Source organism: Streptomyces cyslabdanicus, from assembly GCF_052663305.1.
In genome coordinates this window covers 38,312-64,216 of record NZ_JBQRUW010000028.1, presented here as the reverse complement: position 1 = coordinate 64,216, position 25,905 = coordinate 38,312, and the positions used below count along the sequence as shown (strand labels likewise).

Genomic DNA, 25,905 nt, shown 5'->3' with positions numbered 1-25,905 from the left:
CGTACCACTCGGCGAGTGAGCTGCCGACGAGGAGGCGAACCCTTTTGAGTACGGGATCCGGAGCAGACTCCGCCCCCGCACCGACCACCCACGATTCCCACTCCGCCCTCGACACCCCCCGCAAGTCCTCGATGTTCAGCTCGCTGAGGGTCAGGAACTACCGCCTGTTCTTCCTCGGCCAGGTCGTCTCCAACACCGGCACCTGGATGCAGCGCATCGCGCAGGACTGGCTGGTCCTGAGCCTCACCGGCTCCTCGGCAGCCGTCGGTATCACCACGGCCCTGCAGTTCCTGCCGATGCTGCTCTTCGGCCTCTACGGCGGCGTCCTCGTCGACCGCCTGCCCAAGCGGCCCACCCTGCTCGTCACCCAGTCGGCCATGGCCGTCACCGGCCTCGCGCTCGCCGTGCTCACCCTCACCGGCCAGGTCCAGGTGTGGCACGTCTACCTCGCCGCGTTCGCGGTCGGTCTCGCCACGGTCGTGGACAACCCGGCCCGCCAGTCCTTCGTCTCGGAGATGGTCGGCCCGGAGCAACTCCAGAACGCGGTCAGCCTGAACTCCGCGAACTTCCAGTCCGCCCGCCTGGTCGGCCCCGCCGTCGCGGGCCTGATGATCACCGGCGTGGGCACCGGCTGGGCGTTCCTCGCCAACGGCCTGTCCTTCGTCGCCCCCATCGTCGGCCTGCTGCTGATGCGCGCCCGTGAGCTGCACGTCGTCGAGCGCGCCCCGCGCGGCAAGGGCCAGCTCCGCGAGGGCCTGCGCTACGTCGCCGGCCGCCCCGAGCTGATCTGGCCGATCGTCCTGGTCGGCTTCATCGGCACCTTCGGCTTCAACTTCCCGGTGTGGCTGTCGGCCTACGCCGATGACGTCTTCCACGCCGGAGCCGGCGCCTACAGCCTCTTCAACACCGTGATGGCGGTGGGCTCCCTGGTCGGCGCCCTGCTGGCCGCCCGCCGCGGCACCGCACGGCTGCGCCTGCTCATCGCGGCCGCCGCGGCCTTCGGCGCGCTGGAGGTCGTCGCCGCGCTGGCCCCGTCGTACTGGCTGTTCGCGCTGCTGATGGCGCCCATAGGGATCTTCGGCCTGACGGTCAACGTCACGGCGAACACCGCGGTGCAGATGGGCACCGACCCGGCCATGCGCGGCCGGGTGATGGCCCTGTTCATGATGGTGTTCATGGGAGGCACGCCGCTGGGCGCGCCCCTCGTCGGCTGGATCACCGACGCCTACGGTGCCCGGGTCGGCTTCGCCGCGGGCGGTGCCGTCTCGCTCGCCGCGGCCGCCACCATCGGCCTGGTCCTGGCCCGCGCCGGCGATCTGCGCCTGTCGTTCGGCTGGTACCACGGTCACCCCCGCGTGGGCCTGGTCCCCCGCGAGCACCGCAAGGAACTGGCCGCCGCGGCGTAGGCCGGGCGCGTCCGGTCCGCCGGGACGGTCGGTTCAGTCGCGGGGGAACTCGTCGGTCTTGAGGACGAGGCCGACCGGGGTGTCGTTCAGATCGATCTCGTCACCGAAGTCGAGGCTGAGGACACCCCGGTACTCGCCGTCCTTCGGCAGGGTGTGCAGGTGCCACGTGCCGGTGTACGGGTCCACGATCAGGTACACCGGCACTCCGGAGGCCGCGAAGGCGTCCTTCTTCGGGCCGTAGTCGTTCCTGGCCGTGCTCCTGGAGATCACCTCGGCGACCAGCTCCACGTCCTCCGGGCGCCAGTGGCCCTTGGCGTCCTTCCGGGCGCCCTCCGCGAGCGCCACGACGTCGGACGCGAAGCCGTTGAGGCCTCCCGGGTAGTCGATGCGGACGTCGGACTTCACGCGCCGGCGCGGGTACGTGGTGCGTAGCTGGTCGTAAATGGCCGCGATGATCTCCCAGTGGGTGTCCCGCTGTGGCGTCACGAAGATGCCCCCCTCGACGATCTCGGTCTTGAAACCTTCGGGGATGTGCATCTGCTCCAACCACTCGAACATCTCGTCGAGGGTGGGCTCGTTGCTTTGGTCGGCCATCTCGATCCTGTCTGCCAGAACAGTCACTGTGCCGCTCCTCCCCGCTGCTGCCTGGTCGCATGCAGCCGCGCGGTACAACGATACGCACGGTGACCAGGTCACGCCCGGGTGTGCGGCAGGACACTGGGCCCATGAGACTGTTCGCCGCCGTACTGCCCCCGCCGGACGTGCTCGACGCGCTCGCGGACGAGATCGCGGGGCTGCGGAAGCTGCCCGGTGCGGACCGGCTGCGCTGGACGCGGCGCCCCGGCTGGCACTTCACGCTCGCCTTCTACGGGGAGGTCGGCGAGGAGGCCGTACCCGAGCTGTCGGCCCGCCTGGAGAAGGCCGCGCGCCGTACCGGGACCTTCTCGCTCGCGCTGCGCGGGGGAGGACAGTTCGGGCGCGGCAAGGCGCTGTGGACGGGGGCGGAGGGCGACCTCGCGACCCTGCGGCTGCTGGCCGGGCGCGCGGACGCGGCGGCGCGGAGGGCGGGCGTGCCGATGGAGGAGCACCGCCCCTACAAGGCTCACCTGACGGTGGCGCGCGGCCGGGAGCGCCTGGACGCACGGCCGTACGTCCAGGCGCTGCGGGACTTCGGGAGCAGACCGTGGACCGTGGAGGAGCTGGTCCTCGTGCGCAGCCTGCTGCCCGGGTCCGGGGTGCCGGGGGAACAGCCCCGCTACGAGCCGGTCGGGCGCTGGCCACTGCGGTCGGCCGGTTAGTCTCGACTGCGTGGACCCGAAAACCCGGAACCGGATCATGGCCGGTGCGCTCGTGCTGATGTTCGTCGTCGTCGCCCTGGCGGCCGCGCTCGGCAGGTGACGCGAAGCGCGGCCGCCAGGGCCGGTACGGCCGCTCGAACGGCGCGGAGCGTGCCTACCGGGGCGGCCTACCAGGCAAAGGCCTCCGGCGACGGACCCGGGCCCGGGAAGATCTCGTCGAGCCCGGCCAGCAGCTCGTCGCTCAGCTCCAGCTCGACCGCCCGCAGCGCCGACGCGAGCTGCTCGTCGGTGCGCGGGCCGACGATCGGGCCGGTCACGCCGGGCCGGGTGAGCAGCCAGGCCAGCGCGACCTCGCCGGGCTCCAGGCCGTGCTTGTCGAGCAGGTCCTCGTAGGCCTGGATCCGCGCGCGAGCGGTGGGGTCGGCGAGGGCGTCGGCGGCCCGCCCGGACGCCCTGCGGCCGCCCTCGACCTCCTTCTTGATCACACCGCCCAGCAGCCCGCCGTTCAGCGGCGACCAGGGGATGACCCCGAGGCCGTACTCCTGCGCGGCCGGGATCACCTCCATCTCGGCGCGCCGCTCGGCCAGGTTGTAGAGGCACTGCTCGCTGACGACCCCGATCGTGCCGCCGCGCCGGGCCGCGATCTCGTTGGCCTGGGCGATCTTGTAGCCGGGGAAGTTGCTGGACCCGACGTAGAGGATCTTCCCCTGCTGCACCAGCACGTCGATGGCCTGCCAGATCTCCTCGAAGGGAGTGTTCCGGTCGACGTGGTGGAACTGGTAGAGGTCGATGTAGTCGGTCTGCAGTCGCTTCAGACTGGCGTCGACCGCCCGCCGGATGTTCAGGGCGGAGAGCTTGTCGTGGTTCGGCCAGGCGTCGCCGTCGGCGGCCATGTTCCCGTACACCTTGGTGGCGAGGACGACCTTGTCGCGCCGGCCGCCGCCCTGCGCGAACCAGTTCCCGATGATCGATTCCGTACGGCCCTTGTTCTCGCCCCAGCCGTAGACGTTGGCCGTGTCGAAGAAGTTGATCTCCGCGTCCAGTGCCGCGTCCATGATCGCGTGGCTGTCGGCTTCGTCGGTCTGCGGTCCGAAGTTCATCGTCCCGAGGACCAGCCTGCTGACCTTGAGTCCCGTGCGCCCGAGCTGTGTGTACCTCATGGTCACCAAGCCAACGTCTTGGAGTGCGCTCGATGCAAGGGGGGCGGGGGCGGGGTGGTCAGTCGCGGGGGAAGTCGCCGGTCTGGAGGGTGAGGCCGAGCAGGGTGTCGGTGAGGTCCACGTCGGATCCGAAGTCGACCTTCGTGTCGATCGCGTAGTCGTCGCCCTTGGGGTGCGTGTATACGCGGCACCGACCCTGGTAGGGGTCCACAATGACGTAGACAGGCACCTCGGCGATCGCGTACGCGGCTTTCTTGGGGCCGTAGTCGTTGGCCGCGGTGCCTTCGGAGATGACCTCGGCGACGAACTCGACGTCCTCGTGACGCCATCGACCTTCGCTGTCCTTCTGCGCCGAGTCGCTGAGCTTGGCGACGTCCGGGCAGAAGCCGTTCTCGCGGCCGGGAAAGTCGATCCGAACATCGGAGAACACCTTGACGTCCATCCCGAACCGGTCCTCGATCGCTCGTACGACCCGTCGGATGATCTCCCAATGAGTGTCGCGTTGCGGCGTCATGTGTACGGTGCCCCCGACGATCTCGACCCTGAATCCTTCGGGGACGGGCATGCGCTCGAGACGCTCGAACCACTCGTCAAGACGCTCGGTGTTGGCGTCGGCCATCTCGATCCTGTCCTCCAGGACGGTCATCATGGCGCTCCTCCCCGGCTGCCCCACGGACGAGTACAGTCGCGCAGTACAACGATACGGTCGGCGGCAAGGGCACGGGCGGCAGCGCATATGCCAAGAGGAGGAGTCGCCGCGGTTCAGCCCCCGTACTTCCCGCCCCATCCCCACCGCCGGTGCAGCGCCCCCGCGAACGCGCCCGCGATCTTGTGCTCGCCGCTCTCGTTCGGGTGGGTGCCGTCGTAGGTGTCCGTGTGGATGTCGTACGTCGGCGGCGGGGGCGCCAGGAGCAGCGGGGAGCGGGGTTCGTCCAGGTCGGCCACGGTCTTGGCCAGCAGCTCGTTGAAGCGGTCCACCTGCGCGGCGAAGAGCGGGTCGGCCTCGGCCCGGATGTTCGGGATCACCGGGAGCACGACCGCGTGGACGCGCGCGTTGGCGGCCCGCGCCCGTGCCACGAAGGCCTCCACGTGCACCGCCGTCTGCTCGGCGTTCGTGTAGAAGCCGAGGTCGATCAGGCCGAGCGCGACCAGCAGCACGTCCGCACGGCACTCCCGTACGGCGTCGCCGACGAGCGGGACCATGTGCCCCCAGCCCTCGCCCCAGCCGGCCAGGTGGGCGCGCGGGAAGTCCGGATCGGCGTAGGCGAGGGAGACCGGCGCGTCCGCCGACTCGTCGTACAGCGTCTCGCGCGGGCCGACGAGGGTGAACGGGCCGCCGTACGTCCCGCACAGGTGCTGCCACAGCCGGTAACGCCAGGTGTGTTCGCCCGTGCTGCCGATCGTCATCGAGTCACCGACGGGCATGAACCTGAGCATCCGCTCATCATGGACGACGGACGGGAGCGGTGCGATCTGAGTGCGATGTGAGGCCCGCCCGCCACGCTGTGTGAACATCCGTGCGGAATGGCACTCTTGGGCGATGCGCCGACCGTTCGCCCTGCTCGCCGGGGCTCTTCTCACGGGTGCGCTCGCCGCGCCCGCCGCCCTGGCCGCCGACGGCGACGACGGGTTCACGATCAAGGACCCGCGGATCAGGGAGTCCAGCGGTCTCGCTGCCTCGCGCCTGCATCCCGGCGTGTACTGGACGCACAACGACAGCGGCTACGGGCCGCAGATCTACGCCGTGGACGGCAGGACCGGCGAGACCGTCGCCACCATCACCCTCAGCGGCATCGGCAAACCCCGCGACGTGGAGGCCATCTCCCTCGGGCCCGGCAACCAGATCTACGTCGCCGACACGGGCGACAACCTCGGCGGCACCTGGCCGTACGTGTGGATCTACCGGCTGCCCGAGCCGAAGGAGCTGAAGGACCGGACGATCCGGGCCACGCAGTACGTGGTGAAGTACGCGGACGGCCCCCGCGACGTCGAGTCGATGGTCGTGCACCCGAAGACGGGGCGCGTCTACCTCATCGACAAGAACGAGGACGGCGGCCACCTCTACGAGGGCCCGGCCGAACTGTCCCCCTTGGGCACGAACGTCTTCGAGCCGATCGCCCCCGTCGACCTGTGGGCCACCGACGCCGCCCTCTCCCCGGACGGCACGCACCTCGTCGTGCGCGGCTACTTCGGCGGCATCCACTACGACTGGAACGGCGGCAGGATCAAGCGCGCGGGCCGGCTCGACGTGCCGCTCCAGAGGCAGGGGGAGTCCGTCACCTACAGCGTCGACGGCACCAAGCTGCTGTACGGCAGCGAGGGCGTCGAGAGCCCGGTGCAGGTGCGCGACGCGCCGGATGCCGACGGGTCCGCCACGTCGCCGTCCCGGCAGGGCGGTTCGAGCTCCGCGGGTGCCGGCGCGGACGACGGCGTCCGCATCGGCGCGGGCACCGTCGCCGCGGTGGCCGTGGTGGCGGCCGCGGTGTGGGGGCTGGGGCGTTTGTTGCGTCGGCGCTCTTGACGGACGGTAGTCATCTGACTTCCACTGGGAGGCGCGGGTGTGTGGGAGCGCTCCCACTCGTTCCGGTCCCGCGGTCCCCTCGGGAGGAAGCAGCACCATGTTCCGCACTTTGCGAAGAGCGCTGTGCGCTGCCGCGGCGCTCCTGTTACCACTGGGCCTGGGACTCGGCCTGCCGGCCACCGCGCACGCGGCCCCGGCCGCAGGCGGCGCCGGCTACTGGCACACCAGTGGACGTCAGATCCTGGACGCGTCCGGACAGTCCGTCCGGATCGCGGGCATCAACTGGTTCGGTTTCGAGACCGACAACCGTGTCGTGCACGGGCTGTGGTCCCGCGACTACAAGAGCATGATCGACCAGATGAAGTCGCTGGGCTACAACACCATCCGGCTGCCCTACAGCGACGACATCTTCAAGACCGGCGCGATGCCCACGAGCATCGACTTCTCCGCCGGCAAGAACGCCGACCTGCAAGGGCTGAACTCCCTCCAGGTCATCGACAAGCTCGTCGCGTACGCCGGTCAGGACGGCCTGAAGGTCATCCTCGACCGCCACCGGCCGGACTCGGGTGGCCAGTCGGCCCTCTGGTACACCGCCTCCGTCCCCGAGTCGACGTGGATCGCCAACCTCAAGTCCATGGCGTCCCGTTACAAGGGCAATGCCACGGTCATCGGCATCGACCTGCACAACGAGCCCCACGACCCGGCGTGCTGGGGCTGCGGGGACCAGGCGACCGACTGGCGGCTGGCCGCCGAGCGGGCCGGCAACGCGGTCCTCTCCGTCAACCCCGACCTGCTGATCTTCGTCGAGGGCGTCCAGACCTTCGACGGCGTCTCCGGCTGGTGGGGCGGCAACCTGATGGGCGTCGGCCAGTACCCGGTGCGCCTCGACGTGGCCAACCGGGTCGTGTACTCCGCGCACGACTACGCCACCAGCGTCGCCCAGCAGACCTGGTTCAGCGACCCGTCCTTCCCCAACAACATGCCCGACATCTGGGACAAGTACTGGGGCTACATCTTCAAGCAGAACATCGCCCCCGTGTGGGTGGGCGAGTTCGGCACCACGCTCCAGTCCACGGTGGACCAGAAGTGGCTGGCCGCACTGGTGAGTTATCTGCGCCCGACCTCGACGTACGGCGGTGACTCCTTCTCCTGGACCTTCTGGTCCTGGAACCCCAACTCCGGTGACACCGGCGGGATCCTGAAGGACGACTGGCAGACCGTGGACACGGTGAAGGACGGGTACCTGGCGACCGTCAAGGCCTCGGGCTTCCCGAGCACTGGGGGCGGTGGCGACAACGGTGGTGGTGACAACGGCGGCGGTGACAACGGTGGCGGCCAGGCCGCCTGCAAGGCCGCTTATGTCGTCAGCAGCGACTGGGGCGGGGGATTCAACGCCGATGTGACGGTGACCAACACCGGTTCCACTCCGATCAAGTCCTGGAAGGTGACCTGGACCTGGAGCGGTTCCCAGAAGGTCGCCAACATGTGGAACGCGTCGTACACCCAGAGCGGGGGGACCGTGACGGCGGTCAACGCCGACCACAACGGGACGATCGCGGCCGGTGGTTCGACCGCCTTCGGCTTCGGGGGCGCGCCCGGGGGCGGGGATGTGCCGAGCGTGACCTGCACGGCGTCGTGACGCCCGCGAGGCGCCCGGCGGCCGACGCCGGGCGCCTCGCGGCCGCGGCGCGTCGCCGGACCGGGCGGCGTCCGGCCGGGCACCGGCACCCACGCGCGGAGGGCGGAAACTGATCCGTTCGGAGGATCGTCCTGGCCTGTGAGGCCAAGCGGAGACCGAGCGGAGGGGGAAGCCGGGGTGGGCCACGAGCGGGCGGGCAGCCGTGCGGCTGCGGTGAGGGCTGCGGTGCGGGCGGTGGTGCCGCCGTGGGCGCGACGCCGGGAGGCACGGAGGGATCCGGGCCAGGAGGTTGGGCGGGCCCCGGGCCAGGGGGAGTCGGCCGGTGCGGGGCGCCGGTCGCCGTGGCGGCGGGGACGGGTGCTCGCCGCGTTCGCGGTGCTGACGGCCGGGCTGCTGGCGTTCCACCGGGCCGTGCCCAACTCCGTGGGCCGCGTGGGCAGTCTGCTGGAGGCGTTCCTGCCGTGGCTCGGCCTGGTGGTCGTGGTGCTGTTCGCTCTCGCGCTGCTGCGCCGTTCGGCCGTGGCGCTGGTGGCTCTGCTGCTGCCCGTGGCGGCCTGGACGTACCTGTTCGGCGGGCTGCTCCTGCCCGGGACGGCACCCGGCGCCCGCCATCTGGTCGTGGTGCAGCACAACGTCAGCGACGAGAACGCCGATCCGGCGGGCACGGCCCGCGCCCTGGCCGACGCCGGGCCCGACCTCATCGCGCTGGAGGAACTGGTGCCCCCGGCGCTGGCGGTCTACGAGCGGACCCTGGCCGCCGCCTACCGGTACCACGAGGTCCGGGGCACCGTCGGAATCTGGTCGAGGCATCCGCTGACCGGTACGCGGGCGCTGGACATCAAACCCGGGGGGATCACGGAGGCCTGGAGCCGAGGGCTGCGGACCGTGGCGCATACGCCGCACGGCCCGGTCGCGGCGTACGTGGCCCACCTGCCCTCCCTCCGCGTCCGGGCGAGCGGCCTCACGTCCGGCCGGCGCGACGAGAGCGCCCTGCTGCTGGGTGAGGCCATCGCCGCCGAGGAGGTGAGGGCGGTGATCCTGCTGGGCGACCTCAACAGCACGGTCGAGGACCGCGGGCTTGCCCCGCTGACCTCGCGGCTGAACGTGGCGGAACGGGGTCTCGCGCTCAGCTTCCCCGCGGCCTTCCCGCTGGCCCGGATCGACCAGGTCATGGCCCGCTCGGCATCCGTCGCCGAGATCCGCACCCTGCCCGCCACCGGCAGCGACCATCTGCCGGTCGCCGCCAGGGTCGAACTGGGCTGAAGCGACGGACTCGGTGTCCGAGTCGGATTCACCGGTCCCGTTGTCCGCGCCTTGGCCCTCACATCGGCGGATGACGCGCTGGAGGGGCGGGGCGGCCGGATTCGAACCGACGCCCTCCGACGTGCTTTTGGGCGCACTACCTCTGTGCTACGACCGTTCCTGGGAACTGAGCGGGAGTGAGTCCTGGTGCCAGGACTCGTGCTCAGTCGTGTGCTCCGAACGGTTGTGGGCACTCCCCCAGCTTCGCCGGGGGACCCCCAGGTCGCCCGCTTTCGCTCCGCGTCCGGGCGGCACGGATCGTGTCCGTGGTCCGGCGCATGCGTTCTCGGTGTTCTCCCAGGCCGAGAACGAGAGGTAACGCTGCCTCAGATTTTCGGGGTGTCGTCAACAATCGGCCTGTGAATCTCAACGACCGGCTTCCACCCCGCGGAGAACTCGATGAAGTCCGCACGGGTGGGGTAGGTGTCGATCGCGCGACGGTCACGCTTGGGGCTGTCGCCCCCCTTGCGCCCCCGGGGAATCTGCTCCTCGAAGATGTCGACCTTCACGTCGGGAACCTCCTTGAGGCCCTGGCGCCAGATCTGCACGATGTCGGCGCCGAACGCCTGCCGGGCCGCAGCGTAAAGGGCCGTGAGGGCCCCCTTGTCCCCACCGGGGACGAAAAGTGCCAGGTCCAGCACGACACCGGCGGACTGGAGGACCTCGATGGTCACCGAGCCGTTCTCGTCGGCCACGTAGATTCCGGCTTCATTCTCGTCGTCGGGAAGGCAGGAGACCTCTTCCTGGAATACGGTTCTCGCCGTGATCGAGCCGCCCTCGAAATCCTCACCGGACTTGGTCAGAAAAGCAGGGACATAGCAGTCGGGAAGCTTGAGTTCTGCCGTGTCGGCGGAAACGAAGAGCCTGTCCTTCACGCCGAGCTTCGTCACCTCTTCCAGTGAGAGGCGGCGAGCGGCGATCTTCTCCGTGTTCACGATTTCCCTTTCAGGTTGCACTGTCCCTCCGAACAAGGACGTTACCACGAAACCCCGAGGTCAACTGCCCAGTAAGCTTGGGGTAGATGGCCTCCAATGGCCTGCGCGGGAGGACACCGAAGCGAGTGCCACTCGGTCGGGAACACGCATCCGCCAGGCGGTGTCCCTCGTCATGGTGTTGGGCATCAACTGGCGGTTGCATTTCGGTGCGTTGGGTGGCGCGGAGGAACCAAAAGAGAGTTTACGGTAGATATCACCCATATCCCCTTCGGGGAGGTGGCGGCGAGGTAAGGCGATCCATTCGTCGTGCATCTCGAAGAGCGCAGCGGAAACAAGCCGGATGGTCCGACAACGCAACAACGCAGACCCCCCGCCGGCAACATCTGGGTGGAGCGCGAACCGGAAGTCGCGTACGACCGACTCCGATCGTCGGCATGGGCGCCGGACGCGAGCGCGAAGCTCATCCGGGGCATACTCCGGAGCCTGAAGGAAGACGCACCGTGACCGAGGTCGTAAGCCCCTTCTGGAAGTCGTCGTACTCGGGGCAGGGAGAACGCCTGCGTCGAGGTCGCTGACACGGCTCCCGGTGGCTGCGCCGTCTGCGACGGCAAGCGGCAGGACGGCCCCCTGCTCACCGTCTCCCACGAGACCTGGCAGGCATTCCTTCGCCGGTTCTCGTAGGCATCGCACACGCGAAGGGCGCCCGGCGGATCACCGCCGGGCGCCCTTCACGGACCTAGTGCCGCGACAGGCAACGTTTGCCCCGTCGCGACGCTCCTTGACGGGCAAACGTCGCCCGCCGCGGCACTAGGAGACGGCTACAGCCTCTCGATCACATAGTCGACGCACTTCGTCAGGGACTCGACGTCCGCCGGGTCGATGGCCGGGAACATCGCGATGCGCAGCTGGTTGCGGCCGAGCTTGCGGTAGGGCTCGGTGTCGACGATGCCGTTGGCGCGCAGGGCCTTGGCGACGGCGGCGGCGTCGATCTCGTCGGAGAAGTCGATCGTGCCGATCACCTGGGAGCGCTTGGCCGGGTCGGTGACGAACGGGGTCGCGTACTTGGACTCCTCCGCCCAGGAGTAGAGGCGGGACGAGGAGTCCTTGGTGCGGGCCGTGGACCAGGCGAGGCCGCCCTGGCCGTTCAGCCACTCCAGCTGCTGGTTGAGGAGGAAGAGAGTGGCCAGCGCCGGGGTGTTGTACGTCTGGTTCTTGCGCGAGTTGTCGATCGCCGTGGGCAGCGAGAAGAACTCCGGGACGTGGCGGCCGGAGGCGTGGACGCGCTCGGCGCGCTCGAGCGCGGCCGGGGAGAACACGGCGATCCACAGGCCGCCGTCGGAGGCGAAGGACTTCTGCGGGGCGAAGTAGTAGACGTCGGTCTCGGCGATGTCGACCGGGAGGCCGCCCGCGCCGGAGGTGGCGTCGACCAGGACCAGGGCGCCCTCGTCCGCGCCGGCCACGCGCCTGATGGGCATGGCGACACCGGTGGAGGTCTCGTTGTGGGTGAAGGCGTAGACGTCGACGCCGGCCTCGGCCCGGGCCTCCGGGTGCGTGCCCGGGTCGGAGGAGACGACGGTGGGCTCGGCGAGCCAGGGGGCGAGCTTGGCGGCCTTGGCGAACTTCGAGCTGAACTCGCCGAAGGTGAGGTGCTGCGACTTGTTCTCGATCAGACCGTGGGTCGCGATGTCCCAGAACGCCGTGGAGCCGCCGTTGCCGAGCACGACCTCGTAGCCGTCGGGGAGCCGGAACAGCTCGCGGATGCCCTCGCGCACCTGGCCGACCAGGTTCTTGACCGGGGCCTGACGGTGGGAGGTGCCCATGAGGGATGCGCCGGTGGCGGCGAGGGCGTCCAGCGCCTCCGTCCGCACCTTGGAGGGACCCGCGCCGAAACGTCCGTCCGCGGGCTTGATGTCAGAGGGAATCCGGATCTCAGCCACGAACGGGAGAGTAGCGGGTCGGAGAAATCCGGGTGAAACGCATTCCGCCGGGTGAGACGGCCGGTGAATCGATCGTGTGCATGCTGGACGCATGACCGATCTCGCGGATCTCTCGGGGCTTGCGGCACAGCTGCGCCGGGCCGTGCGCGGGGAGGTGGCGTTCGACGTCACCTCCCGGGCGCTGGTCACCATGGACGCCTCCAACTACCGGCGGGTCCCGCTGGGGGTGGTGGCTCCGTGGGACGCCGACGACGTGGCGGCGGTCCTCGAGGTCTGCCGGGCGCGCGGAGTGCCGGTGGTGGCGCGGGGCGGCGGCACCTCGATCGCGGGCCAGGCGACCGGGACGGGCGTGGTGCTGGACTTCACCCGGCACATGAACCGGGTGCTGGCGCTCGACCCCGGGGAGCGGACCGCCGTCGTCCAGCCGGGGGTGGTCCTGGACCGGCTCCAGGAGGCCGCCGCGCCGCAGGGGCTGCGGTTCGGGCCGGACCCGTCCACGCACGGCCGGTGCACGCTGGGCGGGATGATCGGCAACAACTCGTGCGGCTCCCACTCGGTGGCCTGGGGGACGACCGCGGACAGCGTGCGGGAGCTGGCGGTGCTCACCGCGCGGGGGCGGCGACTGCGGCTGGGGCGCGAGTGGGCCGGGGCGCCGGACGGGCTGCGGGAGCTGGTGGAGAGCGAACTCGCCCGGCTGCGCACCGGCTTCCCGCGACTGCCCCGCCGTATCTCCGGATACGCCCTGGACGCCCTGCTGCCCGAGAACGGCGCGGACGTGGCGCGCTCCTTCTGCGGCTCGGAGGGCACCCTCGGCGTGCTGACGGAAGCGGTCGTACGGCTCGTCGAGACACCTCCCGCGCGCGTGCTGGCCGTGCTGGGGTACGCCGACGAGGGCGCCGCCGCCGACGCCGCGGCCGGACTGCTGGAGTACCGGCCGCTGACGGTGGAGGGGATGGCGCGGGACCTGGTGCCGGCCGCGGCGGCCGATCTGCCGCGCGGAGACGCCTGGCTGTTCGTGGAGACGGGCGGGCAGACGGCGGGGCAGGCACGCGCGCGTGCGGAGGCGATCGCGCGGGCCGCCGACGCCACGGACACCGTGATCGTCGAGGATCCGGCGGCGCAGCGCGTGCTGTGGCGGGTCCGGGAGGACGCGAGCGGTACGGCGACCCGGATGCCGGACGGCACGGAGGCGTGGCCGGGGTGGGAGGACTGCGCGGTGCCGCCCGCGCGGCTGGGCGCGTATCTGCGGCGGTTCCGGGAGCTGCTGGCCGCCCACGGGCTGCGGGGCGCCCCGTACGGGCACTTCGGGGACGGCTGCATCCACGTCCGTATCGACTTCGACCTGCTGACCCCGGCCGGGATCGGCCGGTTCCGGCGGTTCTCGCAGGAGCTGGCCGAGCTGGTGGTGGCGCACGGCGGTTCGCTGTCCGGGGAGCACGGGGACGGGCAGGCCCGCGCCGAGCTGCTGCCGACGATGTACGGCGCGCGGACGGTGGCCCTCTTCGAGCGGGTCAAGGGACTGTGGGACCCCGACGACCTGCTCAACCCCGGGATGCTGGTCCGTCCGGCGCCCCTGGACGCGAACCTGCGTTTCGCCGTGCTGCCGCGCCGCCCGGTCGACGTGGCCTTCGGCTACGCGGCCGACGGCGGGGACTTCTCGGCGGCGGTGCGCCGGTGCGTCGGCGTCGCGAAGTGCCGTACGACCGAGGTGTCGGGCGCCGCGGTGATGTGCCCCTCCTTCCGGGTCACGGGCGAGGAGGAGCACTCCACGCGCGGGCGTGCCCGGCTGCTGCACGAGATGCTCGCCGGCGAGCTGGTGACCGACGGCTGGCGGTCGGCCGAGGTCCACGACGCGCTCGACCTGTGCCTGTCGTGCAAGGGGTGCCGGTCCGACTGCCCGGTCGGGGTCGACATGGCCACGTACAAGGCGGAGTTCCTGCACCACCACTACGCCGGACGGCGCCGCCCGGCCGCCCACTACGCCATGGGGTGGCTCCCGGTGTGGCTGCGCTGGGCGGCCCGCACGCGCACCGGGCCGCTGCTGAACGCGCTCGCCGCCCTGCCACCGCTCGCGTCGGCGGTGAAACGGCTCGGTGGAATCACACCCGAACGAGGGATCCCGCGCCTGGCGCGCGAGTCGTTCACCCGATGGTGGCGCACGCGGGCGGCCGCGGACCGCGGGGAGGGGGCGGGCGATCTGGTCGTCCTGTGGCCGGACACCTTCACCGAGCACCTGTCGCCGTCCGTGGGCCGGGCGGCCGTCCGCGTGCTGGAGGCGGCCGGACTGCGGGTGGCGCTCCCGCCGACGCTGCGCCTGCGCCGCCCTCCGGTGGGTGGCGCGGGCGCGACGCTGCTGAACCCTGTGTCCGTCCTGCGCGGCCGGGGCCGTGTCTGCTGCGGCCTGACGTACGTCTCCACCGGACAGCTGGACCGTGCCCGCGCGGTGCTGCGTCGCACCCTGGACCTGATGGAACCGGTGCTGGAGACCGAGGCGCCCGTCGTCGTCCTGGAACCGAGCTGTGCCGCCGCCCTGCGCACCGACCTGCCGGAGCTGCTGCCCGGTGACCCGCGGGCCCGCCGTCTGGCCGAGCGCGTCCTGACCTTCGCCGAGGCCCTCCAGCGCCACGCCCCCGGCTGGACCCCGCCCCGGCTGGACCGCCCGGTCGCCGGTCAGACCCACTGCCACCAGCACGCCGTGCTCGGCGACGCGGCCGACCGGCGCCTGCGGGCGGCGGCGGGTCTGACCGGTGAGCTGTCCGGCGGCTGCTGCGGACTGGCCGGGAACTTCGGTTTCGAGAAGGGCCACTTCGAGGTGTCGGCCGCCTGCGCCGAGGAACAGCTCCTGCCGTCGGTACGACGGGCCCCGGACGGCGCGGTGGTCCTCGCGGACGGCTTCTCCTGTCGCACCCAACTGGACCAGCTGGCCGGAGTGCGGGGGCGCCATCTGGCGGAGGTACTGGCGGAAGGGCTGGAGGGGCCGGCGGGGCTGGGCGGCTCGTGACCGTGGCCGCCGCGAGGCCGAGGGGCATGGGGTGCGGTCGGGGGCCGGGTGCGGTCGCGGGCCGGAGGGGTGCGCTGGGTAGTGGACCGTGGAGTCCGGCGGGGTGTGGCGCGTTGTGCGCTGTGGGGTGGCGGGGGGACATGGACAGGGGTGTACGGCGGCACGCCCCTGACTGCGTCCACTACCCTGGACCCAGCAGTACATCGCGATGCACAAGCCCCTAGCCCAGTACCTGGACCGCCCCGTGACCACGCCCAGCGCCGCCACCCCCGCCACCTCTTCCTCCCCGTCTCCGGTCAGCTCCGCGCCGGCCACCGCGCCCGCGCCCGGATCCCCGGGCCGTTTCGGCTCGCTCGGCCCGGTCGGGCTGGTGCTGGCCGGGGGCGTCTCGGTGCAGTTCGGCGCCGCGCTGGCCGTGACGCTGATGCCGCGGGCGGGCGCGCTCGGCGTGGTGACCCTGCGCCTGCTGGTGGCCGCGATCGTGCTGCTGGTGGTCTGCCGGCCCCGGCTGCGCGGGCACTCGCGCGCCGACTGGGGCACGGTCGTCGTCTTCGGTGTCGCGATGGCCGGGATGAACGGCCTCTTCTACCAGGCCGCCGCCCGCATCCCGCTCGGCCCCGCCGTCACCCTCGAAGTGCTCGGCCCGCTCGCCCTGTCGGTGCTGGCCTCGCGCCGCGCGATCAACTTCGTCTGGGCCGCCCTGGCCCTGGCCGGCGTCTTCCTGCTCGGCGGCGGGAGCTTCGACAGTCTCGACCCCGTCGGTGTCGCCTTCGCGCTGAGCGCGGGCGTGATGTGGGCGGCGTACATCGTCTTCAGCGCCCGGACCGGCCGGCGCTTCCCGCAGGCCGACGGGCTGGCGCTGGCGATGGCGGTCGGCGCGCTGCTGTTCCTGCCGCTGGGGATCGTCGAGTCCGGCTCGAAGCTGGTCGTCCCGACGACGTTCGCCCTGGGCGCGGGGGTGGCGCTGCTGTCCTCCGTCCTGCCGTACACCCTCGAACTGCTCGCCCTGCGCCGGCTGCCCGCCTCCACCTTCGCCGTCCTCATGAGCCTGGAACCGGCCCTCGCCGCCACGGCCGGCTTCCTCATCCTCGGCCAGGCCCTCACTGCCCTCCAGGCCATGGCGATCGTCCTGGTCATCGCGGCGAGCATGGGGGCGGTACGGACCCAGGTGGCGCGGAGCAAGGCGCCGCTTCCGGAGGCGCACCCGTAACCGGTGCCGGTTTTCGGCGCCGCGCGGCGGGACCATGAATTCATGCAAGCGTGCTTGATTGTTTCAGGGTCCGCTGCCATGCTCCACGCATGTCCGACCCGACGCTGGTGTTCGACGATCTGCGTGCTGAGAGTGACGAACTCGATCGGCTTGTCGCCGGGTTGAGTCCCGGGCAGTGGGGGCGGCCGACTCCGGCGCCCGGATGGAGCGTCGCCCATCAGATCGCCCACCTCGCCTGGACCGACCGGTCCGCCCTGCTCGCCGTCACCGACCCGGAGGGCTTCCAGGCGCTGGCCGAGGAGGCGCTCGCCGACCCGGGGACGTTCGTCGACCGGGGAGCGGAGGAGGGTGTCCGGCTGCCGCCGGGTGAGTTGTCGGCGCGCTGGCGGCAGGGGCGGGCCGCTCTCGACCGGGCGTTGCGAGCGGCGCCGCCCGGGTCCCGTTTCCCCTGGTACGGGCCGCCCATGTCGGCCGCCTCCATGGCGACCGGGCGGCTGATGGAGACCTGGGCGCACGGGCAGGACGTGGCCGACGCTCTCGGTGTGGTGCGCACACCCACCGACCGGCTCAGGCATGTGGTGCGCATCGGGGTGAGGGCGCGGGACTTCGCCTTCGGGGCGCACGGGCTGCCCGTGCCCGAGGAGGAGTTCCGCGTGGAGGTCCGCGGTCCCTCCGGGGAGCTGTGGACGTACGGCCCCGAGGACGCCCGGCAGCGTGTCACCGGGCCCGCCCTCGACTTCTGCCTCCTGGTCACCCAGCGCGCCCACCGCGCCGACCTCGCGGTACGCGCCGAGGGGCCGGACGCCGACCGCTGGCTGGACATCGCCCAGGCCTTCGCCGGCCCGCCCGGTGCCGGCCGGGCGCCCGAGGGGGCGGCCGGATGACCCTGCGCGTCGGCAACGCCTCCGGCTTTTACGGCGACCGGTTCGACGCCATGCGCGAGATGCTCACCGGCGGCGAACTGGACGTCCTCACCGGCGACTACCTCGCCGAGCTGACCATGCTCATCCTGGCCCGGGACCGGTTCAAGGATCCGGCGGCCGGCTATGCCCGTACCTTTCTGCGGCAGTTGGAGGAGTGCCTCGGACTCGCCCACGAGCGGTCGGTGAAGATCGTGACCAACGCGGGCGGGCTCCATCCCGCCGGGCTCGCCGAGCGGGTGCGGGAGTTGGCCGGGCGCCTCGGGATCCCGGTGCGCGTCGCCCATGTCGAGGGCGACGACCTCACCGCCGGCCTCCCCCGGGTCCTCGGCTCCGCCGCCTCCGCGGGGGACACCCCTCTCGCCGCCCACGCCTACCTCGGCGGCTTCGGGATCGCGGCCTGTCTGCGCGAGGGCGCCGACGTCGTGGTCACCGGGCGGGTGACGGACGCCGCCCTGGTCACCGGGCCCGCCGCCGCCCACTTCGGCTGGCAGCCGCAGGAGTACGACCGGCTGGCGGGCGCCGTCGTCGCCGGGCACGTGCTGGAGTGCGGCGCCCAGGCCACCGGCGGCAACTACGCCTTCTTCGCCGACCACGCCCTCGACCGGCTGCGCCGCCCCGGTTTTCCGCTCGCCGAGCTCCACGAGGACGGCAGCTGCGTGATCACCAAGCATCCCGGCACGGGCGGGGTGGTGGACATCGGCACGGTGACCGCCCAGCTGCTGTACGAGACGGGCGGCGCCCGGTACGCGGGGCCCGATGTCACGGCCCGGCTGGACACCGTGCGGCTCAGCCAGGACGGGCCCGACCGGGTGCGCGTCGAGGGGGTGCGCGGGGAGGCCCCGCCGCCCGTTCTCAAGGTCGGGCTCAACCGCCTCGGCGGCTTCCGCAACGAGGTCACCTTCGTCCTCACCGGCCTCGACATCGAGCGCAAGGCCGAACTGGTGCGGCGGCAGATGCGGGACGCCCTCGGGGCCGCCGGGTCGCCCCCCGGTGAGGTGCGCTGGGACCTCGTGCGGACCGACCGGCCCGACGCCGGCACCGAGGAGACGGCGAGCGCCCTGCTCCGGCTGGTCGTACGGGACCGGGACCCGCAGGCGGTGGGACGGGCGTTCAGCGGGGCCGCCGTGGAACTGGCGCTCGCCGGATACCCCGGCTTCCACATGCCGGCGCCTCCCGGGAAGGGCGCGCCCTACGGCGTCTTCGAGGCCGTGTACGTCCCCCAGGACGCCGTCGAGCAGGTGGCCGTCCTCGACGACGGCCGCCGTGTCGCCGTGGCACCACCCCGACAGACGCGCGCACTCGAGGACGTGGCGCGGCCGCCGCTGCCGGAGCCCCTGCCGGACGGCCCGACCCGGCGCGCCCCGCTCGGACGCGTCGCCGGGGCGCGCAGCGGCGACAAGGGCGGCGACGCCAACGTCGGCGTGTGGGCGCGCTCGGAGCAGGGCTGGCGCTGGCTCGCGCACGCGCTGACCACCGAGACGTTCCGGCTACTCGTCCCCGAAAGCCGGACGCTGACCGTGGAACGGCACGTCCTGCCCCATCTGCGCGCCCTCAACTTCGTCGTCGAGGGGATCCTCGGCGAGGGCGCCGCCACCCGGCACCGGTTCGACCCGCAGGCCAAGGCCCTGGGCGAATGGCTGCGCTCCCGCCACCTGGACATACCGGAGGCCCTCCTTTGACGGTCCTTTCCTCCGCCCTGGACACCGGCTCCGCCGAGTACGAGGCGCACCGCGAGGCCATGCTCGGCAAGCTCGCCGCACTCGACGCCGAGCACGCCAAGGCGCTCGCGGGCGGCGGCGCGAAGTACGTCGAGCGGCACCGGCGGCGCGGCAAACTGCTCGCCCGTGAGCGGATCGAGCTGCTCCTCGACCCCGACACGCCCTTCCTGGAGCTGTCGCCGCTGGCCGGGTGGGGCAGCGACCACACCGTGGGCGCCTCGCTGGTCACCGGGATCGGGGTCGTGGAGGGCGTGGAATGCCTGATCACCGCCAACGACCCGACCGTGCGCGGCGGCGCCAGCAATCCGTGGAGCCTGCGGAAGGTGCTGCGGGCCAACGACATCGCGCTCGCCAACCGGCTGCCCTGTATCAGCCTCGTCGAGTCCGGGGGCGCCGACCTTCCGTCCCAGAAGGAGATCTTCATCCCCGGCGGCGCCGTCTTCCGTGACCTGACCCGGCTGTCGGCGGCCGGCATCCCGACCGTCGCCGTCGTCTTCGGCAACTCCACAGCCGGGGGCGCCTACGTCCCCGGCCTGTCCGACCACGTGATCATGGTCAAGGAGCGGGCCAAGGTGTTCCTCGGCGGTCCGCCCCTGGTGAGGATGGCCACCGGCGAGGAGAGCGACGACGAGTCCCTGGGCGGCGCCGAGATGCACGCGCGCGTGTCCGGTCTCGCCGACCACTTCGCCGTCGACGAGCCGGACGCCCTGCGGCAGGCCCGCCGGGTCGTCGCCCGGCTCAACCACCGCAAGGCCCACCCCGATCCGCCCGCCGCGCCGCCGCCCCTGTACGACGAGGAGGAACTGCTGGGGATCGTTCCCGGCGATCTGCGGATCCCCTTCGACCCGCGCGAGGTCGTCGCCCGGATCGTCGACGCCTCCGACTTCGACGAGTTCAAACCGCTGTACGGAACGAGCCTGGCCACCGGCTGGGCCACCCTGCACGGCCATCCCGTCGGCATCCTCGCCAACGCCCAGGGCGTGCTGTTCAGCGAGGAGTCGCAGAAGGCGGCCCAGTTCATCCAGCTCGCCAACCAGCGGGACGTACCGCTGCTGTTCCTGCACAACACCACCGGCTACATGGTCGGCCGGGAGTACGAGCAGGGCGGCATCATCAAGCACGGCGCGATGATGATCAACGCGGTGGCCAACTCACGCGTCCCGCACCTGTCCGTCCTCATGGGGGCGTCCTACGGCGCCGGGCACTACGGCATGTGCGGACGGGCCTACGACCCCCGCTTCCTGTTCGCCTGGCCCAGCGCCAAGTCCGCCGTCATGGGACCGCAGCAGCTCGCGGGCGTGCTGTCGATCGTGGCCCGGCAGTCGGCGGCGGCCAAGGGGCAGCCGTACGACGACGAGGCGGACGCCGCGCTGCGGGCGATGGTGGAGCGGCAGATCGAGTCCGAGTCGCTGCCGATGTTCCTGTCCGGGCGGCTGTACGACGACGGCGTCATCGACCCGCGCGACACCCGCACCGTCCTCGGCCTGTGCCTGTCGGCCGTCCACACCGCGCCCTTCGAGGGCGTGCGCGGCGGCTTCGGCGTCTTCCGGATATGAGGGATCCCTTGATTTCTTCCCTGCTCGTCGCCAACCGCGGCGAGATCGCCTGCCGTGTCTTCCGCACCTGCGCCGAGCTGGGCATCCGGACGGTCGCCGTGCACTCGGACGCCGACGAGCACGCGCTGCACACGCGCGTGGCCGACACCGCCGTACGCCTGCCGGGTGCGACGCCCGCCGAGACGTACCTGCGCGGCGACCTGATCGTGCGCGCGGCGGTGGCGGCCGGCGCGGACGCCGTGCACCCCGGCTACGGATTCCTCGCCGAGAACGCCGGCTTCGCACGGGCCGTCCTGGACGCGGGCCTGGTCTGGATCGGGCCGCCCCCGCGGGCCGTCGAGGCGATGGCGTCCAAGACCCGCGCCAAGGAGCTGATGGGCGTCCGGCCCCTGCACGACGTCACCGAGGCCGACCTGCCGGTCCTCGTGAAGGCCGCCGCGGGCGGCGGCGGGCGCGGGATGCGGATCGTACGGCGGCTCGAGGACCTGGACGCCGAACTGGCCGCCGCGCGCGCGGAGGCGCTGAGCGCCTTCGGCGACGGCGAGGTGTTCGTCGAGCCGTACCTCGGGGGCGAGGCGGGCGGGCGGCACGTGGAGGTGCAGGTCCTCGCCGACACCCACGGCACCGTGTGGACGCTGGGCACACGGGACTGCTCCCTCCAGCGGCGCCACCAGAAGGTCGTCGAGGAGGCCCCGGCGCCCGGACTCCCCGCGGACACCGAGCGGGAGGTGCGCGAGTCGGCCGTACGGGCCGCGCGGGCCGTCGACTACACCGGTGCGGGGACCGTCGAGTTCCTGGTGGCCGGCGGCCGTGCGCACTTCCTGGAGATGAACACCCGCCTCCAGGTGGAACACCCGGTCACGGAGGCCGTGTTCGGCGTGGACCTGGTCGCCCTCCAGATCCGTGTCGCCGAGGGCCACGCCCTGGACGCCGAACCGCCCCCCGCGCGCGGGCACGCGGTCGAGGCCCGCCTGTACGCCGAGGACCCGGCCCGCGACTGGGCCCCGCAGACCGGCACCCTGCACCGCCTGTCCGTCCCCGGAGTTCGCCTGGACACCGGCTACGGCGACGGGGACACGGTCGGCGTCCACTACGACCCGCTGCTCGCCAAGGCCGTCGCCCACGCCCCCACGCGCGCGGAGGCGCTGCGCAAGCTCGCCGGCGCGCTGGAGCGGGCCGTCGTCCACGGCCCGGTCACCAACCGGGACCTGCTGGTGCGGTCCCTGCGGCACGAGGAGTTCGCCACCGGCCGGATGGACACCGGCTTCTACGACCGCCACCTCGCCGAACTGACCGCCCCCGCCCCCGACCCGTACGCGCCCCTGGCCGCCGCGCTCGCCGACGCGCACGGTCGCTCCCGCTTCGGAGGCTGGCGCAACGTGCCCTCGCAACCGCAGGTCAAGCGGTACCTGATGGCGGGCGAGGAGCACGAGGTGCGCTACCGGCACAGCCGCACGGGGCCGGTGCCCGACGCCTTGGGGGTGCGGGTGGTGCACGCGGACGCGCGCCTGGTCGTCCTCGAGGTCGGCGGCGTCCGTCGCCGGTACGAGATCGCCCGCTACGGCGACCGGGTGCACGCGGGGCCGACCGCGCTCACCGCCCTGCCCCGCTTCCCCGACCCCGTCGTCCAGCGTCTCCCCGGCTCACTGCTGGCGCCCATGCCCGGCACCGTCGTGCGCGTCGCCGACGAACTGGCCGTGGGCGACGCCGTACGGGCCGGACAGCCGCTGCTGTGGCTGGAGGCGATGAAGATGGAGCACAAGATCTCCGCGCCCGTCACGGGCACGCTCAGCGCCCTGCACGCCGCACCCGGCCGCCAGGTCGAGGTCGGTGCCCTGCTCGCCGTCGTAGAGGCCACCCGGGAGGATCAGTGAGCGTCACGCTGGAAACCGATGAACACAAGGACCTGCGCGCCGCCGTGGCGGCCCTCGGCAAACGCTACGGCCGCGCCTACCTCACCCGCACCGTCGCCGAGGGACGTCCTCCCACCGAACTCTGGTCCGAGGCGGGCAAGCTCGGTTACCTGGGCGTCAACCTGCCGGAGGCATACGGCGGGGGAGGCGCCGGCGTCACCGAACTCTCCATCGTGCTGGAGGAACTGGGCGCGGCCGGCTGCCCCCTGCTGATGATGGTCGTCTCGCCCGCCATCTGCGGCACCGTCATCGCCCGGTTCGGCACCGAGGAGCAGAAGAGCGCCTGGCTGCCGTCACTGGCGAACGGCACCCGCACCATGGCCTTCGGTATCACCGAACCCGACGCCGGCTCCAACTCCCACCGCATCACCACCACCGCCCGCCGCGACGGCGCCGACTGGGTGCTCAGCGGCCGCAAGGTGTTCATCTCCGGTGTCGACATCGCCGACGCCGTCCTGGTCGTCGGCCGCACCGAGGACGCGCGCACCGGTCGCCTCAAGCCCTGCCTGTTCATCGTCCCGAGGGACGCGGACGGTTTCCAGCGGCGGCCCATCGACATGGAACTCACCGCCGCCGAGAAGCAGTTCGAGCTGGTCATGGACGAGGTACGGCTGCCCGCCGACGCGCTCGTCGGTGGGGCAGAGGACGCGGGCCTGCTGCAACTGTTCGCCGGGCTCAACCCCGAGCGCATCATGACCGCCGCCTTCGCCATCGGCATGGGGCGCCACGCGCTCGGCCGGGCCGTGGAGTACGCGCGCGAACGCACCGTCTGGAAGGCCCCCATCGGCTCCCACCAGGCCATCGCCCACCCGCTCGCCCAGGCCCACATCGACCTCGAACTCGCCCGCCTGATGACGGGGAAGGCGGCCCACCTGTACGACGCGGGCGACGACGTGGGCGCGGGCGAGGCCGCCAACATGGCCAAGTACGCGGCCGGTGAGGCCTGCGTACGGGCCGTCGACCAGGCCGTGCACACCCTCGGCGGCAACGGCCTCACCCGCGAGTTCGGGCTCGCCTCGCTGATAACGGCCGCACGCGTGGCCCGTATCGCACCGGTGAGCCGGGAGATGATTCTCAACTACGTCTCCCACCAGACCCTGGGTCTGCCCAAGTCGTACTGACCCGCCCGCCGTGTGCGAGGAGGAACCGTGTTCCGCAGCGAGTACGCAGACGTCCCGGCCGTAGAACTGCCCATCCACGAGGCCGTCCTGGGCCACGCGTCCCGGTTCGGCCGGGCGCCCGCCCTGATCGACGGCACGGACGGCACCACCCTCACGTACGAACAGGTGAACCCCTTCCACCGGCGTATCGCCGCCGCGTTCGCCGAGGCTGGCGTGCGCAAGGGCGACGTCCTCGCCCTGCACAGTCCGAGCACGGTCCTGTTCCCCGTGGCCTTCTACGCCGCCACGCGCGCGGGTGCCTCGGTCACCACCGCGCACCCGCTCGCCACGCCGGAGGAGTTCGCCACGCAGCTGAGGGACTCCGTGGCCCGCTGGATCGTCACCGTCTCCCCGCTGCTCCCGGCGGCCCGGCGGGCGGCCGAACTGGCGGGCGGGGTGGAGGAGATATTCGTCTGCGACCGCGCTCCCGGGCACCGTTCGTTCCTCGACCTGGTCGCGGGCGCCGCACCCGAGCCGGCCGTGCCCATCGACCCGGCCGAGGACGTCGCGGCGCTGCCGTACTCCTCGGGGATGACCGGCACCCCCAAGGGCGTGATGCTCACCCACCGGCTCGCCTCCGGCAAGATCCGGCGGCGGCTGCGGGAAGCGGGGGAGCGGCCGTGACGGCGATCGGACGCACGCGCGCGCGTGCCGTGGAAACCCTCAGCCTCGACTCGCCCGACCGCCGCAACGCCCTGTCGGCGCCGCTCGTCGCGGAACTCGCTGCCGCGCTCACCGACTGCGCCGAGGACCCCGCCGTGCGCGCCGTCGTCCTCACCCACACCGGCAGCGCCTTCAGCGCGGGCGCCGACCTTCACGACCCGCCACGCCCCGAGGCGATGGCCGCCCTGCTGCGGCAGATCGTCGCGCTGCCCAAGCCGGTCGTCGCCCGCGTCACCGGGCACGTCCGCGCCGGCGGTCTCGGCCTGCTCGCGGCCTGCGACATCGCCGTCGCCTCGCACCGGGCCACCTTCGCGTTCACCGAGGTGCGCGTCGGGGTGGCCCCCGCGCTCATCTCGCTGCCCCTGCTGCCCCGCGCCGACCCGCGCGCGCTGGCCCGCCACTGCCTCACCGGGGAACGGTTCGACGCGGCCGAGGCGGCCAGGACCGGCGTGGTGACGGCGGCCGGTGACGACGCCGACGCCGTGCTGGAGCCGATCCTCGACGGTCTGCGCCGCTCCTCCCCGCAGGCGCTGGCCGAGACGAAACGGCTGCTCACGGCTAGGGTGCTGGAAGCCTTCGACCGGGACGCGGCCGGCCTGACCGCGCTCTCGGCCCGGCTTTTCTCCTCCGCGCAGGCGCGCGAGGGCATGGCGGCCTTCCTCGAACGACGGGATCCGGAATGGGTGGTGTGATCACACACGACCGCGCGGAACGCGCCCCCAAGCAGGACCGCAGCCGGGCCACCCGGCAGCGGCTCCTCCAGGCCGCCGTGGCCTGCCTCGCCGAACACGGCTGGGCCGGGTCCACGGTCTCGGTGGTCGCCGAACGCGCCGGCGTCTCCCGCGGCGCCGCCCAGCACCACTTCCCCACCCGCGAGGACCTGTTCACCGCCGCCGTCGAGTACGTGGCCGAGGAACGCTCCACCGCCCTGCGCGCCCTGTTCCCCGCGGGCGCGGGCGGCGACCGGCGGGCCGTGGTCGCCGCCCTCGTCGACCTCTACACCGGGCCCCTCTTCCGGGCCGCCCTCCACCTGTGGGTGGCCGCCTCCGACGAGGCCCAACTGCGCCCCCGTGTCACCGAACTGGAGGCGCGCGTGGGCCGTGAGACCCACCGGATAGCGGTCGAGCTGCTGGGCGCGGACGAGTCCCGCCCCGGCACCCGCGAAACCGTCCAGGGCTTCCTCGACATGGCCCGCGGCCTCGGCCTCGCCAACCTCCTCACCGACGACACCGCCCGCCGCGAACGCGTGGTCGCCCAGTGGGCGGTCCTGCTGGAGGACGCGCTGGGTCGCGGCCCGGCCTCCGCGTGAACCGGGAGTGAACCGGGCCACACCCGTATCGCGTGTCCGGCAGTACTCTGTGCGCATGTCTGTGCTGCTCGTGCGACGCCGCCACGTGGACTACGTGCGCGTCACGAGCATGGGCTGTCGGCGCTCTGCCTGACCCGGCCCTCTCCGCGGCGACCCGATCGCCCGCATCCCTCACCCGGTTTCTCTCATCCGGCACCCGTGCCGCGCGCCCACCCATGGCCGCTGCCCGGGACCCGTACACCCTGCGGACGTGA

General features: G+C 72.3%; 20 protein-coding genes, 1 tRNA gene and 2 pseudogenes. 16 read left to right on the top strand and 7 right to left on the bottom strand.

Annotated elements, in window-relative coordinates; genetic code table 11:
• Positions 1 to 44: 44 nt before the first annotated feature.
• Positions 45 to 1,406, top strand: coding sequence for an MFS transporter (locus ACTYVM_RS17405; protein ID WP_445526759.1), 1,362 nt, complete (start codon positions 45 to 47; stop codon positions 1,404 to 1,406).
• Between the two features lie 33 nt (positions 1,407 to 1,439).
• On the opposite strand, the gene ACTYVM_RS17400 is transcribed toward ACTYVM_RS17405, so the two are convergent.
• The gene (locus ACTYVM_RS17400; RefSeq protein ID WP_445526758.1) at positions 1,440 to 2,027 is read right to left on the bottom strand and encodes a Uma2 family endonuclease; all 588 of its coding nucleotides are present in this window, start codon (positions 2,025 to 2,027) and stop codon (positions 1,440 to 1,442) included.
• A 104-nt stretch (positions 2,028 to 2,131) separates the two neighbouring features.
• Between ACTYVM_RS17400 and thpR the strand changes: the two genes are divergently transcribed.
• On the top strand, positions 2,132 to 2,704 hold the full coding sequence (thpR, locus tag ACTYVM_RS17395) for an RNA 2',3'-cyclic phosphodiesterase (protein WP_445526757.1): 573 nt from the start codon (positions 2,132 to 2,134) through the stop codon (positions 2,702 to 2,704).
• Between the two features lie 167 nt (positions 2,705 to 2,871).
• Here the strand turns inward: thpR and ACTYVM_RS17390 are convergent, their stop codons facing one another.
• The 3 genes from ACTYVM_RS17390 to ACTYVM_RS17380 all read right to left on the bottom strand — a co-directional run bounded on the left by ACTYVM_RS17390 (position 2,872) and on the right by ACTYVM_RS17380 (position 5,301).
• Positions 2,872 to 3,864, bottom strand: a complete 993-nt coding sequence (locus tag ACTYVM_RS17390) for an aldo/keto reductase (protein WP_445526756.1) — start codon at positions 3,862 to 3,864, stop codon at positions 2,872 to 2,874.
• A gap of 58 nt (positions 3,865 to 3,922) precedes the next feature.
• The gene (locus tag ACTYVM_RS17385; protein WP_445526917.1) at positions 3,923 to 4,510 is read right to left on the bottom strand and encodes a Uma2 family endonuclease; all 588 of its coding nucleotides are present in this window, start codon (positions 4,508 to 4,510) and stop codon (positions 3,923 to 3,925) included.
• A gap of 116 nt (positions 4,511 to 4,626) precedes the next feature.
• Positions 4,627 to 5,301 carry a GDSL-type esterase/lipase family protein gene (locus ACTYVM_RS17380; RefSeq protein WP_445526755.1) on the bottom strand — a complete coding sequence of 225 codons (675 nt, stop codon included), beginning with the start codon at positions 5,299 to 5,301 and terminating at the stop codon, positions 4,627 to 4,629.
• A gap of 103 nt (positions 5,302 to 5,404) precedes the next feature.
• Between ACTYVM_RS17380 and ACTYVM_RS17375 the strand changes: the two genes are divergently transcribed.
• From ACTYVM_RS17375 to ACTYVM_RS17365, 3 genes are all read left to right on the top strand, one after another.
• A complete protein-coding gene (locus tag ACTYVM_RS17375) occupies positions 5,405 to 6,385 on the top strand; it encodes a lactonase family protein (protein WP_445526754.1) in 981 nt (326 codons plus the stop codon).
• Between the two features lie 97 nt (positions 6,386 to 6,482).
• Positions 6,483 to 8,024, top strand: a complete 1,542-nt coding sequence (locus ACTYVM_RS17370) for a cellulase family glycosylhydrolase (RefSeq protein WP_445526753.1) — start codon at positions 6,483 to 6,485, stop codon at positions 8,022 to 8,024.
• A gap of 357 nt (positions 8,025 to 8,381) precedes the next feature.
• The gene (locus tag ACTYVM_RS17365) at positions 8,382 to 9,287 is read left to right on the top strand and encodes an endonuclease/exonuclease/phosphatase family protein (RefSeq protein WP_445526752.1); all 906 of its coding nucleotides are present in this window, start codon (positions 8,382 to 8,384) and stop codon (positions 9,285 to 9,287) included.
• A gap of 79 nt (positions 9,288 to 9,366) precedes the next feature.
• On the opposite strand, the gene ACTYVM_RS17360 is transcribed toward ACTYVM_RS17365, so the two are convergent.
• Positions 9,367 to 9,439 (bottom strand) — tRNA-OTHER (locus ACTYVM_RS17360).
• Positions 9,440 to 9,652: 213 nt separating this feature from the next.
• Positions 9,653 to 10,261: a hypothetical protein gene (locus ACTYVM_RS17355; RefSeq protein ID WP_445526751.1), complete on the bottom strand. Its 609-nt coding sequence runs from the start codon at positions 10,259 to 10,261 to the stop codon at positions 9,653 to 9,655.
• A 588-nt stretch (positions 10,262 to 10,849) separates the two neighbouring features.
• On the opposite strand from ACTYVM_RS17355, the pseudogene ACTYVM_RS17350 reads away from it, so the two are divergent.
• A pseudogene (locus tag ACTYVM_RS17350) lies at positions 10,850 to 10,942 on the top strand (DUF397 domain-containing protein); the annotation flags it as partial.
• Between the two features lie 137 nt (positions 10,943 to 11,079).
• On the opposite strand, the gene serC reads toward ACTYVM_RS17350, so the two are convergent.
• Positions 11,080 to 12,198 (bottom strand): phosphoserine transaminase, encoded by a 1,119-nt coding sequence (serC, locus tag ACTYVM_RS17345; protein ID WP_445526750.1) that lies wholly within the window; start codon positions 12,196 to 12,198, stop codon positions 11,080 to 11,082.
• A gap of 91 nt (positions 12,199 to 12,289) precedes the next feature.
• Here serC and ACTYVM_RS17340 point away from each other — a divergent pair, with 91 nt between their 5' ends.
• The 10 genes and pseudogenes from ACTYVM_RS17340 to ACTYVM_RS17295 all read left to right on the top strand — a co-directional run bounded on the left by ACTYVM_RS17340 (position 12,290) and on the right by ACTYVM_RS17295 (position 25,651).
• Positions 12,290 to 15,199: an FAD-binding and (Fe-S)-binding domain-containing protein gene (locus ACTYVM_RS17340; protein ID WP_445526749.1), complete on the top strand. Its 2,910-nt coding sequence runs from the start codon at positions 12,290 to 12,292 to the stop codon at positions 15,197 to 15,199.
• Between the two features lie 244 nt (positions 15,200 to 15,443).
• Positions 15,444 to 16,409, top strand: a complete 966-nt coding sequence (locus ACTYVM_RS17335) for an EamA family transporter (protein ID WP_445526916.1) — start codon at positions 15,444 to 15,446, stop codon at positions 16,407 to 16,409.
• Positions 16,410 to 16,498: 89 nt separating this feature from the next.
• Positions 16,499 to 17,293: a TIGR03084 family metal-binding protein gene (locus ACTYVM_RS17330; RefSeq protein ID WP_445526748.1), complete on the top strand. Its 795-nt coding sequence runs from the start codon at positions 16,499 to 16,501 to the stop codon at positions 17,291 to 17,293.
• Positions 17,290 to 19,011, top strand: a complete 1,722-nt coding sequence (locus ACTYVM_RS17325) for an acyclic terpene utilization AtuA family protein (protein ID WP_445526747.1) — start codon at positions 17,290 to 17,292, stop codon at positions 19,009 to 19,011. The genes ACTYVM_RS17330 and ACTYVM_RS17325 overlap by 4 nt, the downstream gene beginning before the upstream one ends.
• Positions 19,008 to 20,606: an acyl-CoA carboxylase subunit beta gene (locus tag ACTYVM_RS17320; RefSeq protein ID WP_445526746.1), complete on the top strand. Its 1,599-nt coding sequence runs from the start codon at positions 19,008 to 19,010 to the stop codon at positions 20,604 to 20,606. Before ACTYVM_RS17325 ends, ACTYVM_RS17320 begins: the two co-directional genes overlap by 4 nt.
• 8 nt (positions 20,607 to 20,614) lie before the next feature.
• The gene (locus ACTYVM_RS17315; RefSeq protein WP_445526745.1) at positions 20,615 to 22,480 is read left to right on the top strand and encodes an acetyl/propionyl/methylcrotonyl-CoA carboxylase subunit alpha; all 1,866 of its coding nucleotides are present in this window, start codon (positions 20,615 to 20,617) and stop codon (positions 22,478 to 22,480) included.
• Positions 22,477 to 23,640 carry an acyl-CoA dehydrogenase family protein gene (locus ACTYVM_RS17310; protein ID WP_445526744.1) on the top strand — a complete coding sequence of 388 codons (1,164 nt, stop codon included), beginning with the start codon at positions 22,477 to 22,479 and terminating at the stop codon, positions 23,638 to 23,640. Before ACTYVM_RS17315 ends, ACTYVM_RS17310 begins: the two co-directional genes overlap by 4 nt.
• A gap of 27 nt (positions 23,641 to 23,667) precedes the next feature.
• Positions 23,668 to 24,249, top strand: a pseudogene (locus ACTYVM_RS17305) (AMP-binding protein); the annotation flags it as partial.
• A 50-nt stretch (positions 24,250 to 24,299) separates the two neighbouring features.
• On the top strand, positions 24,300 to 25,034 hold the full coding sequence (locus tag ACTYVM_RS17300) for an enoyl-CoA hydratase family protein (protein ID WP_445526743.1): 735 nt from the start codon (positions 24,300 to 24,302) through the stop codon (positions 25,032 to 25,034).
• Complete coding sequence (locus tag ACTYVM_RS17295; protein ID WP_445526742.1) at positions 25,022 to 25,651, top strand: TetR/AcrR family transcriptional regulator; 630 nt, start codon at positions 25,022 to 25,024, stop codon at positions 25,649 to 25,651. The genes ACTYVM_RS17300 and ACTYVM_RS17295 overlap by 13 nt, the downstream gene beginning before the upstream one ends.
• Positions 25,652 to 25,905: the final 254 nt, after the last annotated feature.

Bases quoted from the DNA above. Each gene is read 5' to 3' on its own strand.
- thpR (WP_445526757.1), top strand. From the start codon at position 2,132: ATGAGACTGTTCGCCGCCGTACTGCCCCCGCCGGACGTGCTCGACGCG.
- ACTYVM_RS17390 (WP_445526756.1), bottom strand. From the start codon at position 3,864: ATGAGGTACACACAGCTCGGGCGCACGGGACTCAAGGTCAGCAGGCTG.
- ACTYVM_RS17385 (WP_445526917.1), bottom strand. From the start codon at position 4,510: ATGACCGTCCTGGAGGACAGGATCGAGATGGCCGACGCCAACACCGAG.
- ACTYVM_RS17380 (WP_445526755.1), bottom strand. From the start codon at position 5,301: ATGCTCAGGTTCATGCCCGTCGGTGACTCGATGACGATCGGCAGCACG.
- ACTYVM_RS17375 (WP_445526754.1), top strand. From the start codon at position 5,405: ATGCGCCGACCGTTCGCCCTGCTCGCCGGGGCTCTTCTCACGGGTGCG.
- ACTYVM_RS17370 (WP_445526753.1), top strand. From the start codon at position 6,483: ATGTTCCGCACTTTGCGAAGAGCGCTGTGCGCTGCCGCGGCGCTCCTG.
- ACTYVM_RS17340 (WP_445526749.1), top strand. From the start codon at position 12,290: ATGACCGATCTCGCGGATCTCTCGGGGCTTGCGGCACAGCTGCGCCGG.
- ACTYVM_RS17330 (WP_445526748.1), top strand. From the start codon at position 16,499: ATGTCCGACCCGACGCTGGTGTTCGACGATCTGCGTGCTGAGAGTGAC.
- ACTYVM_RS17325 (WP_445526747.1), top strand. From the start codon at position 17,290: ATGACCCTGCGCGTCGGCAACGCCTCCGGCTTTTACGGCGACCGGTTC.
- ACTYVM_RS17295 (WP_445526742.1), top strand. From the start codon at position 25,022: ATGGGTGGTGTGATCACACACGACCGCGCGGAACGCGCCCCCAAGCAG.